A 14,566-nucleotide genomic window follows, 5' to 3' on the forward strand; every position below is an offset into this window, starting at 1 on the left:
CGACCGCCGGGACCACCGGACGACGAGCCCTGAGACCGACCGGGCCGCCGTCGTCCCGGACCACCCGCAAGGACTGCGCTCGGCTGCGGCCGAGTGCCTGTGAGGACCCATGACCAAGCCGTTGCCGACACAGAGGGTTGGGCTGCCGACGCAGACGTTTGAAGGCGGCCTCTACGACCCGGCGGCCGAGCACGACGCGTGCGGCGTCGCCTTCGTGGCGACCCTGCGCGGAACGCCCGGACGCGACATCGTCGATGCCGGGCTCACCGCCCTGCTGAACCTCGACCACCGCGGCGCGGTGGGGGCGGAGGAGGACAGCGGCGACGGCGCCGGCATCCTCACCCAGATCCCCGACGCGTTCGTCCGCGACGTCGTCGGGGTGGACCTGCCGCCCGCCGGGATGTACGCGATCGGGACGGCGTTCCTGCCGACCGACGAGGCCGAGCGGGACGCCATGGTGGCCCGCGTCGAGGCGCTGGCCGCCGAGGAGAAGCTCGACGTGCTCGCGTGGCGCGACGTGCCGGTGGACGCCGGCATCGTCGGCCCGACGGCGCGCGCCTCCATGCCGGTGTTCCGCCAGATCGTGGTGGCCGACCCGTCGCGCGGCCTGTCCGGCATCGACCTGGACCGCCGCTGCTACCGCCTGCGCAAGCGGGCGGAGAACGAGGTCGGGCTCTACTTCGCCTCGCTCAGCGCCCGCACCCTGACGTACAAGGGCATGCTGACGACGGCGCAGCTCGAGCCGTTCTTCCCCGACCTGTCGGACCCGCGGTACGCCACGGAGCTGGCGCTGGTCCACTCGCGGTTCTCCACCAACACGTTCCCGTCGTGGCCCCTGGCGCAGCCGTTCCGGCTGCTGGCCCACAACGGCGAGATCAACACCGTGCGCGGCAACCGCAACTGGGTCGCGGCGCGCGAGGGCACCATGGAGTCCGACCTGCTCGGTGACCTGGCGCCCCTGCAGCCGGTCTGCTCGCCCGGCGCGAGCGACTCGGCGAGCTTCGACGAGGTGCTGGAGCTGCTGCACCTGTCGGGGCGGTCGCTGCCGCACTCGGTGCTGATGATGGTGCCGGAGGCCTGGGAGAACAACCCCGGCATGGACCCCGCGCTGCGGGCGTTCTACCAGTACAACGCGAACCTCATCGAGCCGTGGGACGGCCCCGCCTCCCTCACGTTCACCGACGGCACCCTGATCGGCGCCGTGCTCGACCGTAACGGCCTGCGCCCCGGGCGCTGGTGGGTCACCGAGGACGGGCTGGTCGTGCTGGCCTCCGAGGCCGGCGTGCTCGACATCGACCCGGCCACGGTGGTCCGCAAGGGCCGCCTGGAGCCGGGCAAGATGTTCCTCGTCGACACCGGCTCCGGCCGCATCGTCGAGGACGAGGAGGTCAAGTCCGGCCTCGCCGCGATGCACCCCTACGGGGACTGGATCCGCGAGCACTCCGTCTACCTCGACGAGCTGCCCGACCGCGAGCACGTGGCGCACAGCCCGGCGTCGGTCCGGCGCCGGCAGCGGGCCTTCGGCTACACCGAGGAAGAGCTCAAGATCATCCTGTCGCCGATGGCGACCACCGGCGGCGAGCCGCTCGGCGCCATGGGTTCCGACACGCCCGTCGCGGTGCTCTCGCAGCGGCCTCGGCTCCTCTTCGACTACTTCACGCAGATGTTCGCGCAGGTGACCAACCCGCCGCTGGACGCGATCCGCGAGGAGCTGGTCACGGCCATCGGCAGCGCCATCGGCCCGGAGCCGAACCTGCTGGCCGACCTGCCGGAGCACGCGCGCAAGCTGGTGCTCGGCTTCCCGGTGCTGGACAACGACCAGCTCGCCAAGGTCGTGCACGTCGAGCGCGACCGGGAGCTGGAGGGCCTGTTCCAGGCCGAGACCGTCCAGGGCCTGTACGACGTCTCGGGCGGCGGCGCCGCGCTGCTGGCCCGGCTCGAGGCGATCTTCGCCGACGTCGACCGGTACGTGGAGCAGGGCGCGAGCTTCCTCGTGCTCTCCGACCGCGACGCCAACTCGGAGCTCGCCCCGATCCCGTCGCTGCTGCTGACCAGCGCCGTGCACCACCACCTGGTGCGCAAGCACACCCGCAACCGGGTCTCGCTGGTGGTCGAGGCCGGCGACGTGCGCGAGGTGCACCACGTCGCGCTGCTGATCGGCTACGGCGCGGCCGCGGTGAACCCGTACCTCGCCATGGAGACGGTCGAGGACCTGGCCCGCCGTGGCTACCTGGACGTCACGCCCGAGCAGGCCGTGGCCAACCTCATCAAGGCGCTCGGCAAGGGCGTGCTCAAGGTGATGTCCAAGATGGGCATCTCCACGATCATGTCCTACCGCGGCGCGCAGATCTTCGAGGCCGTGGGCCTGTCCCACGACCTGGTCGAGGACTACTTCACCGGCACCACGTCGCGTCTCGGCGGCATCGGGCTGGACGTCATCGCGGCCGAGGTCGCGGCCCGGCACGCCGAGGCGTACCCGCCGTCCGGCAACAAGAAGCCGGGGGAGCGCCTGACCACCGGCGGTGAGTACCAGTGGCGGCGCGACGGCGAGGACCACCTCTTCGACCCGGAGACGGTGTTCCGCCTGCAGCACGCCACGCGCTCGGGCCGGATGGACATCTTCCGGCAGTACACGCGGCGCGTGGACGAGCAGTCCAACCGCCTCATGACACTGCGCGGCCTGCTGCGCTTCAGCCCTGACCGCGAGCCGGTGCCGATCGACGAGGTCCAGCCGGTCAGCGAGATCGTCAAGCTGTTCAACACGGGCGCCATGTCCTACGGCTCCATCTCGGCCGAGGCGCACGAGACCCTCGCGATCGCGATGAACCGCCTCGGCGGCCGCTCCAACACGGGCGAGGGCGGCGAGGACCCGGAGCGTCTGTACGACGACGAGCGCCGCTCGCGCGTCAAGCAGATCGCCTCGGGCCGGTTCGGCGTGACGTCGGAGTACCTGACGCAGGCCACCGACATCCAGCTCAAGCTCGCCCAGGGCGCCAAGCCCGGTGAGGGCGGTCAGCTGCCCGGGAACAAGGTCTACCCGTGGGTCGCCAAGACGCGGCACTCGACGCCCGGCGTGGGTCTCATCTCGCCGCCGCCGCACCACGACATCTACTCGATCGAGGACCTGGCCCAGCTGATCCACGACGCGAAGAACGCGAACCCGTCGGCGCGCGTCCACGTGAAGCTGGTCAGCGAGTTCGGGGTGGGGACGGTGGCGACAGGGGTCTCGAAGGCGCACGCGGACGTCGTGCTCATCTCGGGGCACGACGGCGGCACGGGCGCCTCGCCGCTCACGTCGCTCAAGCACGCCGGCACGCCCTGGGAGATCGGGCTGGCCGAGACCCAGCAGACCCTCGTGCTGAACGACCTGCGCGACCGCATCGTGGTGCAGGTCGACGGCCAGATGAAGACGGGCCGTGACGTGATCGTCGCGGCGCTGCTCGGCGCCGAGGAGTTCGGTTTCGCGACCGCGCCCATGGTGGTGTCGGGCTGCATCATGATGCGCGTGTGTCACCTGGACACGTGTCCCGTGGGCGTGGCCACGCAGAACCCCGAGCTGCGCAGCCGGTTCACCGGCAAGCCGGAGTTCGTCGTGAACTTCTTCGAGTTCATCGCGCAGGAGGTGCGCGAGCACCTCGCGGCGCTGGGCTTCCGGAGCCTCGAGGAGGCCGTCGGCCAGGTGCAGGTGCTCGACACCCGCAAGGCCGTGGACCACTGGAAGGCGCAGGGCCTGGACCTCACGCCGGTGCTGGCCCGTCCGCAGCTCAAGGAGGGCTCGTCCCTGCGCCACACCACCGCGCAGGACCACGGCCTGGCCCGCGCGCTGGACAACCAGCTCATCGCGGCCGCCGGCCCGGCGCTGGAGCGCGGCGAGCCCGTGCGGATCGAGCTGCCGGTGCGCAACGTGAACCGCACGGTCGGCACCATGCTCGGCCACGAGGTGACCAAGCGGTACCGCGGCGCGGGCCTGCCCGACGACACGATCGAGGTGACCCTGACCGGGTCGGCCGGCCAGTCGCTCGGCGCGTTCCTGCCGCGCGGCATCACGCTCCGCCTGTTCGGCGACGCCAACGACTACGTGGGCAAGGGCCTGTCCGGCGGCCGCGTCGCGGTGCGGCCCGACAAGGCGGCCGTCCTGGGCGGCGCCGACGTCATCGCGGGCAACGTGATCGGCTACGGTGCCACGTCCGGCGAGGTCTTCCTGCGCGGACGCGTGGGGGAGCGGTTCGGCGTGCGCAACTCCGGCGCCACCCTGGTGGCCGAGGGCGTGGGCGACCACGCCTGCGAGTACATGACGGGCGGCACCGTGCTGGTGCTCGGCCCCACGGGCCGCAACGTCGGCGCCGGCATGTCCGGTGGCACCGCGTTCTTCCTGGACCTGCGGGTCTCGCGGGTCAACCAGGTGGCGCTGGAGGCGGGCGACCTCGCCGTCGGCGTCCTGGACGACGCCGACTGGGAGACCGTGCGCGGCCTGCTGGAGCGGCACCACGCCGAGACCGGGTCGGCCGTCGCGGCCGAGCTGCTCGCGGACCCGGAGGCGGCACGCGGTCGGTTCAGCCGCCTGCTGCCCCCCGGCTGGGCGCGCGTGCGCCTGGCCCTCGCCGAGGCGGAGGCCGCCGGCACCGACATCTCGGGCGCGTCCGAGTGGGACCCGTCCGTGTGGAACCAGATCATGGAGGTGGCTCGTGGCTGACCCCAGAGGATTTCTGAAGGTCCGGGACCGGGAGCTCCCGGCCAACCGTCCGGTCGAGGTGCGCCTGCGGGACTGGAAGGACACCCACGCCCACCGCACGGAGGGGCAGCCGTTCCTCAAGGAGCAGGCCGGCCGCTGCATGGACTGCGGCGTGCCGTTCTGCCACCAGGGCTGCCCGCTCGGCAACCTGATCCCCGACTGGAACGACCTCGTCTGGCGCGGCCAGTGGGCCGACGCGATCGACCGCCTGCACGCCACGAACAACTTCCCGGAGTTCACCGGGCGGGTGTGCCCGGCGCCGTGCGAGTCGTCCTGCGTGCTGAGCATCAACCAGCCCGCGGTGACGATCAAGAACGTCGAGGTCTCGATCATCGACGAGGCGTTCGCCCGCGGGCTGGTCACGCCGCACGTCCCGGAGCGCCTCACGGGCTCCACGGTCGCCGTCGTCGGCTCCGGCCCGGCGGGCCTGGCCGCGGCCCAGCAGCTCACGCGCGCCGGCCACACCGTCGTCGTGTACGAGCGGGACGACGCGATCGGCGGGCTGCTGCGCTACGGCATCCCGGACTTCAAGCTGGAGAAGCTGCACATCGACCGCCGCCTGGCGCAGATGGAGGCCGAGGGCACCCGGTTCCGTGCCGGCGTGACGATCGGCGAGGACATCAGCTGGGACGCCCTGCGCCGGCGGTTCGACGCCGTCGTGGTCGCCACCGGTGCGACGGTGCCGCGGGAGCTGCCCGTGGCGGGCCGCGACCTGGCCGGCATCCACTTCGCGATGGACTACCTGACGCCCGCCAACAAGGCGGTCGCCGCCGGTACCCCGGACGTGCTGCCCGAGGGCGCGCCGACCGCGGCCGGCAAGCACGTGGTCATCATCGGCGGCGGCGACACCGGCTCGGACTGCCTCGGCACCGCGCTGCGCCAGGGCGCCGCGAGCGTCACCACGCTCGCGATCGGCAAGAAGCCGCCGGTCGAGCGGCCGGCCCACCAGCCGTGGCCCACCGACCCGATCCTGTTCGAGGTCTCGACCTCGCACGAGGAGGGCGGCGAGCGCACGTACCTGGCCTCCACGGTCGAGTTCCTGGCCGACGCCGACGGCAACGTCCGGGCGCTGCGGGTCGCCGAGACCGAGTACCTTCCCGACGGACGTCGGGCGCCGAAGCCGGGCACCGAGCACGAGATCCCCGCGGACCTGGTGCTCGTGGCCATGGGCTTCACCGGCCCCGAGACCGGTGTGCTCGAGGAGCAGACCGGCATCGAGGTCACCGAGCGTGGCCTGGTGGCCCGCGGCGACGACTACGCCGCGAGCCTCCCGGGCGTGTTCGTCGCCGGCGACGCCGGCCGCGGGCAGTCGCTCATCGTGTGGGCCATCGCGGAGGGCCGCGCCGCGGCCGCCGCGGCCGACACCTACCTTCAGGGCAGCACCGAGCTGCCCGCCCCGGTGCGCCCGCGCACGCTCGCGCTGCGATCGTGACCCGAGAACTTCACCGGGAGTTGTACACCCCCACAGGGCGCACAGGCGCCCACCATGCCTAGGCTGGAGACATGCGCAGAGCCAAGATCGTGTGCACCATCGGACCCGCCACGGAGAGCCCGGAGAAACTCCGGGAACTCGTTGACGCCGGCATGAACGTGGCGCGGATCAACCGCAGCCACGGCGAGCAGGAGGCGCACGCGGCGGTCTACCGGAACGTGCGAGAGGCCGCCAAGGCGGCAGGAAAGTCGGTCGCCGTACTGGTCGACCTGCAGGGACCCAAGATCCGGCTCGGCCGGTTCGCGGGAGACGAAAAGCATTTCTTGAACAAGGGCGACACCTTCACCATCACGACCGAGGACATCCTCGGCAACCGTGAGATCGTCTCGACTACCCACAAGGGCCTGGCCCAGGACGCCCAGGTGGGCGACCCGCTGCTGATCGACGACGGCAAGGTGCGCGTGCGCGTCACCGCCGTCGAGGGCCCCCGGGTCATCACCGAGGTCGAGGTCCCCGGACCCGTCTCGAACAACAAGGGCATCAACCTGCCCGGCGTCGCCGTGTCGGTGCCGGCCCTGTCCGACAAGGACGAGTCGGACCTGCGCTGGGCGCTGGCCCTGGGGGCCGACTTCATCGCGCTGTCGTTCGTGCGGTCCGCCAAGGACTACGAGGACGTCCGCCGCGTGATGGAGGAGGAGGGCCGCACGGTCCCCGTCATCGCCAAGATCGAGAAGCCGCAGGCCGTGGAGAACCTCGCCGAGGTCATCGCCGCGTTCGACGGCGTCATGGTGGCGCGTGGCGACCTCGCGGTCGAGATGCCGCTGGAGCAGGTGCCGCTGGTGCAGAAGCGCATCGTCGAGATGGCGCGCCGCAACGCCAAGCCGGTCATCGTGGCCACGCAGGTGCTGGAGTCGATGACCACGTCGCCGACGCCGACCCGCGCCGAGGCCTCGGACTGCGCCAACGCGGTGCTCGACGGGGCCGACGCGGTCATGCTGTCCGGCGAGACCTCGGTGGGCGACTACCCGATCATCACGGTGCAGACCATGGCCCGGATCATCGAGGCCACGGAGGAGGCCGGCCGGGAGCGCATCGCGCCGCTCGGCTCGACGCCGCACACGCGTGGTGGCGCCATCACCCGTGCCGCCGCCGAGATCGGCGAGACGCTCGGGGTCAAGTACCTCGTGACGTTCACGCAGTCCGGTGACTCCGCACGCCGGATGTCCCGCCTGCGCTCGTCGATCCCGCTGCTCGCGTTCACCCCGGAGCAGGACGTCGCCAACACGCTCGCCCTGACGTGGGGCACCAACGAGTACCTGGTGCCGAAGGTCGACACCGTCGACGCCATGGTGGCCCAGGTGGACCTGACCCTGCAGGACCAGGGTCTGGCCGAGAAGGGCGACACGGTCGTGGTGGTCTCGGGCGCGCCGGTCGGCGTGCCGGGCACGACCAACTCGATCCTGGTGCACCGCATCGGCTCGCAGGCGGACGGCCGCAGCCAGGTCTGACCTGACTCCGGCACACGTCAGACGCCCCCGCAGGTGTCAGACGCACAGGTCGCTTCGGTGACCCGTACGTCTGACACGTGCGGGGGCGTCTGACACGTTCGCACCGACCTGCGCGAGATGTCGCTATTGTTCCGGCGTGACCCGCGCCTCCTTCCCCTGGTCCCGCATCGGCTTCGCCGTCCTCGTGGTGGTCTCGCTCGGCCTCGGCTGGTGGGGTCTGATGCTCGACACCACGCACGTGCCCGGCCGGACCTGGTACGACGTCGTCTACCACGACCTGCAGCTCTTCGTGATGGGCGCCGACCCGGCCAGCGAAGGGGGCGGGCTCTCCTGGCAGCTCCAGGTCGCCCGGTTCCTCGCGCCGGGCACCGCCGTCTACGCGCTGTTCGAGGCGGCGCGCGCCCTGTTCACCGGGGAGATCCGCCGGTTCAGGGAACGGCGCGCCCGCGGGCACGCGATCGTGGTGGGGCAGACCGACGCCGCCGACACGGTCGCCGCCGCCCTCGAGGCCGCGGGACACCGCGTGCTGCGCACGGCCGACGCCGCCGGCCTGGCCGGCGTCGGGCTGACCGGCGCGACCGTGCTGTACGCGTGCGGTGACGACACCGCCGAGGCGACCGCGAACGTGCTCACCGTCGCCGAGGCGGAGGCCGCCGTCCGCCGCGCGGGCAGCGGGCCGGAGCGGCTGTACGCCCACGTCAGCGACCCCGACCTGGGCGTCGCGCTGCAGGCACGGCACCTGAGCTGTGCTGAACCGGGTGTGGACTTCTTCACGCTCGACGTGATCGCCGCCCAGGCCCTCGCCGTGCGTGAGGTGCGTCGGATCCTGGACGCCCCGGGCGGCCCGACGCCGGTGACGCACCTGGTGGTGGTCGGGTCGGGCGAGTTCGCCAAGGCGCTGGTGGTGGGTCTGGCCCGCGAGTGGGAGCTGGCCGGCGAGGGCCTGCGGCTGGTGGTCGACCTGACGGCGGACGACGCCGACCACGTGGCCGGCGAGCTCCGGGCGCGCTGGTCGCCCGTGGCCCGGCGGATCGAGCTGCGGGCCGTGCCCGTGCTCGGCACGGGCAGCGCCGCCGCCCCCGACGCGGTGTACGTGTGCCACGCGTCCGACGGCGCCTCTCTGCGGGTGGCGCTCACGGCGACGACACTGTGGCACGGCGGGCCCGGCTCGCTCGTGCTCCTGCTGGACGGCCTGGCCGGCCTGACGGGCGCGTTCGGCACCGAGGCGTCCCGGGTGCTCGACAACCTGGACGGCCGCCTGCGCACCGTGACCACCCGCGACCTGCTCGCCGACGTCGAGCGCGTGGAGGCCCGCGCGCACGACGACATGTACGAGCGCATCGCGCGGTCCGTGCACCACGTCTACCTGCGCAACCAGCTCGAGCGCGGCGTCGGCTGGGGCGAGGTCCCCGCGATGGTGCGCTGGGAGGACCTGCCGGACGCCCTGCGGGCCTCCAACCGTGGCTGGGTCGTGGGACTGCCCGCGCGGCTGGCCCGGATGGGCGCCACGATCGCGCCACGCGACGGGGCCCCCGAGGTGGTGTTCGAGGGCGCCGAGCTGGACCGGCTCGCCGAGGCCGAGCACGAGCTGTGGGAGTCCGTGCGCGTGGCGCAGGGCTGGCGCAGCGGCCCCGTGCGGGACGACGACGCCCGCGTGCACCCGATGATCGGCGTGCCGTGGTCCGAGCTGCCCGAGTCGAACCGCGAGAAGGACCGCGACGTGGTGCGGCTGCTGCCCGAGATCCTGGCGGAGTTCGGGCTGGAGGTCGTGCGGTACGACGCGCCGCGGGTGCCGGAGCTCTCCGTCGGGGTCTGAACCACTGGTGCCGGGTGTGGGACTCGAACCCACACGCCCTCGCGGGCAGCGCTTTTTGAGAGCGCCGCGTCTGCCTGTTCCGCCAACCCGGCCTTGCGGGACACGAAGTATGTCCCGGCGCACATCGAACCACACCGCTGTGCTGGGACCCAAGCCCAGGTGTGCGACGTAGGATGTCCTTCGTGACCGACGAGAACACCGAGAAGCTTTCCCTGGATCTGCCCCCGCTGGTCGATGCCGAGCCGGAGGCCGCTCCCGCACACCCCTCCCGCCGCGCCGTCGTGGCGGAGGATGAGGCCCTGATCCGCATGGACGTCGTGGAGACCCTGCGCGAGGCGGGCTTCGACGTCGTGGGTGAGGCCGGTGACGGCGAGACCGCCGTCAACCTGGCCATCGAGCTCAAGCCCGACGTCGTCGTGATGGACGTCAAGATGCCCGAGCTGGACGGCATCTCGGCCGCCGAGCGCATCGGCAAGGCCCACGCCGCGCCTGTGGTGCTGCTCACGGCGTTCTCGCAGACGGAGCTCGTCGAGCGCGCCCGCGACGCCGGCGCCATGGCGTACGTGGTCAAGCCCTTCACCCCGGCCGACCTGCTGCCCGCCGTCGAGATCGCGATCTCGCGGTACTCGCAGATCGGCGCGCTGGAGGCCGAGGTCGCGGACCTGACCGAGCGCTTCGAGACCCGCAAGCGCGTGGACCGGGCCAAGGGCCTCCTCATGACCAAGATGGGCCTGTCGGAGCCGGAGTCGTTCCGCTGGATCCAGAAGACGTCGATGGACCGCCGCCTCACCATGCGCGAGGTCGCCGACGCCGTCATCGAGCAGGTCGGCGCCTGAGCCGCACCCGCTGACGCCCGTTCCGGGCACTGTCCGGAGCGGGTGAAATTTGAGGCCGCATGTTCTCTGCCGGCCCGGGCAGTACTAGTGTCTGCGCGGGGCCGAAGGTGAACTCCGGTTCCCAGACGCCCGGGAGGAGACAAGCGTGCGCACTGTGCTCGACATACACCTGGCGCGGGAGGCCGACCTGCCTGCCGTCGCGGCGTTGGCCACGGTCGCGCGCGACGACTCGCCCGCCGGGGCCCAGCTCGGCGCCCAGGAGCTCGACCGGCTGCTGGAGCACCTGAGCGTGCTCATCGCGGCCGGCGGCCACGTGCTGGTCGCTGAGCAGGACGGCCGCGTCGTCGGCGTCGTCCTGGGCCGGGTCGTGGCGGCCTACCTCTTCGCGGAGCGCGCCAGCCTGTACCTGGACATGCTGTTCGTCTCGCCGCAGGCGCGCCGGCACGGCGTGGGGCACGCCCTGCTGCGCGCTGCCGCCGACCTCGCGGCCGAGCACGACTGCCACGACATCTACTCCGCGCCCGTCCCGGGCAACCGGGGCGTCCAGCGGTTCCTCGCCCGGCTCGGGTTCGCCCCGGCCGCGGGACACCGCGTGGCGTCCGTCGCGGCGCTCCAGCGCCGCCTGGCGGAGGCCCCGGTGCGGGACGGCGGCCACGGCCGGCGGTTCGCACCCCGCGGAGGCATCGAGGACCTCATCGCGCGGCGCCGGCGGGCCCGGTCCGTCATGGAGTCCGGTCCCATCGACATGCGGTCGGTGGGCGGCGGCGCCCCCTCGCGCCGCCACCACCCGGCCAAGGCGGGCTGAGGCTCAGGCTCCGGCTCAGGCTCTGCTCTCGGGTCGCCTGAGCCTGCGGCTCCGCTCCGGGCGGGTGCCTCGTTCCTCGGCCCCCACCCTGCGCTGCACCTCCGGCTCAGGCTCTGCTCTCGGGTCGCCTGAGCCTGCGGTTCCGCTCCGGGCGGGTGCCTCGTTCCTCGGCCCCCACCCTGCGCTGCACCTCCGGCTCAGCCGAGGATCATGCAGGTCAGGCGTGCCGTGCACACGCGCTTGCCGGCCTCGTCGGTGATCACGATCTCGTAGGACGCCGTCGAGCGGCCCAGGTGGATCGCGGTCGCCGTGCCCGTGACGTAGCCCTCGCGGGCCCCGCGGTGGTGCGTCGCGCTCACCTCGATGCCGACCGTCTTCTTGCCCGGTCCGGCGTGCGCCTGCGCGGCCAGCGAGCCGAGCGTCTCGGCGAGAACCACCGACGCGCCGCCGTGCAGCAGGCCCGCGGGCTGGGTGTTGCCCTTCACCGGGATGCGGCCCACGGCCCGGTCCGGCGCGAGCTCCAGCAGCTCCATCTCCATGCGCTCGAAGAGCGTGCCCGCGGTCTCCGCGCCGGCGTACATGGCCTTCCAGTCGATCTCGGCCCCGGAAGCCGCGTCGGATGGCGTCACGGAAGCGCTCGTGTCAGTCATGCGAGCTATGTTGTCAGGCGTGACCTCCACCGCGCCAAGTCGTACTCCGGGTACGCCGTCCTCAGGCCGCCCCCGTCTCCTGCTGATCGACGGCCATTCCATGGCCTATCGGGCCTTCTACGCGCTGCCCGACACCCTCGCGACCAGCTCAGGACAGATCACCAACGCCGTCTACGGCTTCACGTCCATGCTGACGAACCTGCTCCGCGACGAGCAGCCCACGCACATGGCGGTCGCGTTCGACGCCGGCCGGGTCACGTTCCGCACGGAGCGGTTCCCCGACTACAAGGGCACGCGCGACGCCACGCCGGACGCGTTCAAGGGGCAGGTGCCGCTGATCAAGGAGGTGCTCGACACCCTCCGGATCAGCTCCATCGAGCTGCCCGGCATCGAGGCCGACGACATCCTGGCGACCCTGTCCACGCAGGCCAAGGCGGCAGGCATGGAGGTGCTGGTCTGCTCCGGTGACCGCGACACGCTGCAGCTCGTCAACGGCGACGTCACCGTCCTGTACCCCAAGAAGGGCGTCTCCGAGCTGGCCCGGATGGACCCGGCGGCCGTCGAGGAGAAGTACGGCGTCCCGCCCGAGCGCTACCCCGACCTCGCCGCGCTCGTCGGCGAGACCAGCGACAACCTGCCCGGCGTGCCCGGCGTCGGGCCCAAGACCGCCGCCAAGTGGATCACCGCGCACGGCGGCCTCGCCGCCCTGCTGGACGCGGCCGACGAGGTCAAGGGCAAGGCGGGCGAGAACCTGCGCACCCACATCGACCAGGTGCGGGTCAACCGCGAGCTCAACGCCCTGCTGACCGACGTCGAGCTGCCCCTGGGCGTGGCCGACCTGGAGCTGGCCGGCTTCGACCGCGAGGCCGTGCACCTCGTGTCCGACACCCTGCAGTTCGGCCAGCTCCGCGACCGGCTCCTGGCCGTCGACCCGGCCGGTGTGGCCGCCGAGGAGGCGCCGACGCGCGGCGCCGTCGAGCTCGACCTGGCCGACGTCGCCCCGGGCGCCCTCGGAACGTGGCTCGCCGCCCGCACCGGGCGCGTGGGCGTCGAGGTGTCCGGCAAGACCGCGCTCGGCGGAGGCGGCGACGCCTGGGCCGTAGCCGTCGCGCAGCCCGGCGGTGAGGCCGCCTACGTCGACCTCACCCAGCTCGGGCCCGACGACGAGAAGGCGCTCGCGGCCTGGCTCGCCGACGCGGACGCGCCCAAGGTGCTGCACGGGGCCAAGGCCGCCGCGCACATGCTCGCCACGCGCGGCCTGGAGCTCGACGGCGTCGTCTTCGACACGGAGCTGGCCGCCTACCTCTGCTACCCCGACCAGCGTGGTTACGACCTGGGCGACCTCGCGGTGCGGCACCTGGGCCGCGAGCTCAAGGTCGCGGAGCCCGAGGGCGCGCAGGGCGCGCTGGACCTGTCGCTGGAGGGCGACGCCGAGGGCCAGGCGGAGGCCGTGCGCGCGCAGGGCGTCGCCGACCTCGCGACGGCGCTGGAGGGCGAGCTCGCCGACCGCGACGCCACGCACCTGCTGGACGACGTCGAGCTGCCGCTCTCGGGCGTGCTCGCCCGCATGGAGCGTGTCGGCATCGCCGCCGACACCGAGTACCTGACCGGCCTGGAGAAGCAGTTCGCCCAGGGGGTGGCCGACGCCGCCGCCGACGCGTACGCCGTCATCGACCGCGAGGTGAACCTCGGCAGCCCCAAGCAGCTGCAGGAGGTGCTGTTCGACCAGCTCGGCATGCCGAAGACCAAGAAGATCAAGACCGGGTACACCACCGACGCGGCCAGCCTGCAGGACCTGTTCGTCAAGACGGAGCACCCGTTCCTGGCGCACCTGCTGGCCCACCGCGACGTCTCCCGGCTGCGCACCACCGTCGAAGGGCTGCTCAGGTCGGTGGCGCCGGACGGTCGCATCCACACGACGTTCCAGCAGACGATCGCCGCCACGGGCCGCCTCAGCTCGACCGACCCGAACCTGCAGAACATCCCGATCCGCACCGAGGCCGGGCGGCAGATCCGCCGCGCGTTCCGGGTGGGCGAGGGCTACGAGAGCCTGCTGACCGCGGACTACAGCCAGATCGAGATGCGGATCATGGCCCACCTGTCGGGCGACGAGGGCCTGATCGCGGCGTTCAACTCGGGGGAGGACCTCCACCGCTACGTGGGCTCGCGCGTGTTCGAGGTCGACCCGGCCGACGTGACGCCCGAGATGCGCTCCAAGATCAAGGCCATGTCGTACGGCCTGGCCTACGGCCTGAGCGCGTTCGGCCTCTCGCAGCAACTGAACATCGCCACGGGCGAGGCGCAGACGCTCATGGACGACTACTTCGAGCGCTTCGGCGGCGTGCGCGACTACCTGTCGGGCGTGGTCGAGGAGGCGCGGGCCACCGGGTACACCGCGACGATCCTCGGCCGCCGCCGCTACCTCCCCGACCTGACGAGCGACAACCGGCAGCGCCGGCAGATGGCCGAGCGCATGGCGCTGAACGCCCCCATCCAGGGCAGCGCCGCCGACATCATCAAGCTCGCGATGCTGCGCGTGCAGAAGGCGCTCGACGAGCGGGAGCTCTCCTCCCGCCTGCTGCTCCAGGTGCACGACGAGCTCGTGCTCGAGGTCTTCCCCGGCGAGCGCGAGGCCGCGGAGGAGCTGCTGCGCAGCGAGATGGGCGCGGCCTACGAGCTCACCGTCCCGCTGGACGTCTCGGTGGGTACGGGCGCGACGTGGCACGAGGCCGGCCACTGAGATCCTGCCCGCGAGGCAGGACCAGGGCGAGACAGGATCCCAGCGGG

At 72.5% G+C, this 14,566-nt stretch carries 8 protein-coding genes and 1 tRNA gene; 7 read left to right on the forward strand and 2 right to left on the reverse strand.

Annotated elements, in window-relative coordinates; translation table 11 throughout:
• Positions 1–109 precede the first annotated feature (109 nt).
• From gltB to ACH47X_RS17215, 4 genes are all read left to right on the forward strand, one after another.
• On the forward strand, positions 110–4,693 hold the full coding sequence (gene gltB, locus ACH47X_RS17200; protein ID WP_397405767.1) for a glutamate synthase large subunit: 4,584 nt from the start codon (positions 110–112) through the stop codon (positions 4,691–4,693).
• The gene (locus tag ACH47X_RS17205) at positions 4,686–6,164 is read left to right on the forward strand and encodes a glutamate synthase subunit beta (protein ID WP_397405768.1); all 1,479 of its coding nucleotides are present in this window, start codon (positions 4,686–4,688) and stop codon (positions 6,162–6,164) included. Before gltB ends, ACH47X_RS17205 begins: the two co-directional genes overlap by 8 nt.
• A gap of 71 nt (positions 6,165–6,235) precedes the next feature.
• Positions 6,236–7,672 (forward strand): pyruvate kinase, encoded by a 1,437-nt coding sequence (gene pyk / locus ACH47X_RS17210; protein WP_036963023.1) that lies wholly within the window; start codon positions 6,236–6,238, stop codon positions 7,670–7,672.
• Between the two features lie 136 nt (positions 7,673–7,808).
• The gene (locus ACH47X_RS17215) at positions 7,809–9,488 is read left to right on the forward strand and encodes a RyR domain-containing protein (RefSeq protein WP_397405769.1); all 1,680 of its coding nucleotides are present in this window, start codon (positions 7,809–7,811) and stop codon (positions 9,486–9,488) included.
• Between the two features lie 5 nt (positions 9,489–9,493).
• On the opposite strand, the gene ACH47X_RS17220 is transcribed toward ACH47X_RS17215, so the two are convergent.
• A tRNA-Leu gene (locus ACH47X_RS17220) sits at positions 9,494–9,580 on the reverse strand.
• 81 nt (positions 9,581–9,661) lie between these two features.
• Here ACH47X_RS17220 and ACH47X_RS17225 point away from each other — a divergent pair.
• The gene (locus ACH47X_RS17225) at positions 9,662–10,324 is read left to right on the forward strand and encodes an ANTAR domain-containing response regulator (RefSeq protein ID WP_020014751.1); all 663 of its coding nucleotides are present in this window, start codon (positions 9,662–9,664) and stop codon (positions 10,322–10,324) included.
• 145 nt (positions 10,325–10,469) lie between these two features.
• Positions 10,470–11,129, forward strand: coding sequence for a GNAT family N-acetyltransferase (locus ACH47X_RS17230; RefSeq protein WP_200836051.1), 660 nt, complete (start codon positions 10,470–10,472; stop codon positions 11,127–11,129).
• Positions 11,130–11,326: 197 nt separating this feature from the next.
• On the opposite strand, the gene ACH47X_RS17235 is transcribed toward ACH47X_RS17230, so the two are convergent.
• Positions 11,327–11,710: a PaaI family thioesterase gene (locus ACH47X_RS17235; RefSeq protein ID WP_142042489.1), complete on the reverse strand. Its 384-nt coding sequence runs from the start codon at positions 11,708–11,710 to the stop codon at positions 11,327–11,329.
• Positions 11,711–11,879: 169 nt separating this feature from the next.
• Here ACH47X_RS17235 and polA point away from each other — a divergent pair, with 169 nt between their 5' ends.
• Positions 11,880–14,519 carry a DNA polymerase I gene (polA, locus tag ACH47X_RS17240; protein WP_397405770.1) on the forward strand — a complete coding sequence of 880 codons (2,640 nt, stop codon included), beginning with the start codon at positions 11,880–11,882 and terminating at the stop codon, positions 14,517–14,519.
• Positions 14,520–14,566: the final 47 nt, after the last annotated feature.

Source organism: Promicromonospora kroppenstedtii (assembly GCF_044389675.1).
GTDB lineage: Bacteria > Actinomycetota > Actinomycetes > Actinomycetales > Cellulomonadaceae > Promicromonospora > Promicromonospora kroppenstedtii.

Bases quoted from the DNA above. Each gene is read 5' to 3' on its own strand.
- gltB (WP_397405767.1), top strand. From the start codon at position 110: ATGACCAAGCCGTTGCCGACACAGAGGGTTGGGCTGCCGACGCAGACG.
- pyk (WP_036963023.1), top strand. From the start codon at position 6,236: ATGCGCAGAGCCAAGATCGTGTGCACCATCGGACCCGCCACGGAGAGC.
- ACH47X_RS17225 (WP_020014751.1), top strand. From the start codon at position 9,662: ATGTCCTTCGTGACCGACGAGAACACCGAGAAGCTTTCCCTGGATCTG.
- ACH47X_RS17235 (WP_142042489.1), bottom strand. From the start codon at position 11,710: ATGTACGCCGGCGCGGAGACCGCGGGCACGCTCTTCGAGCGCATGGAG.
- polA (WP_397405770.1), top strand. From the start codon at position 11,880: ATGGCCTATCGGGCCTTCTACGCGCTGCCCGACACCCTCGCGACCAGC.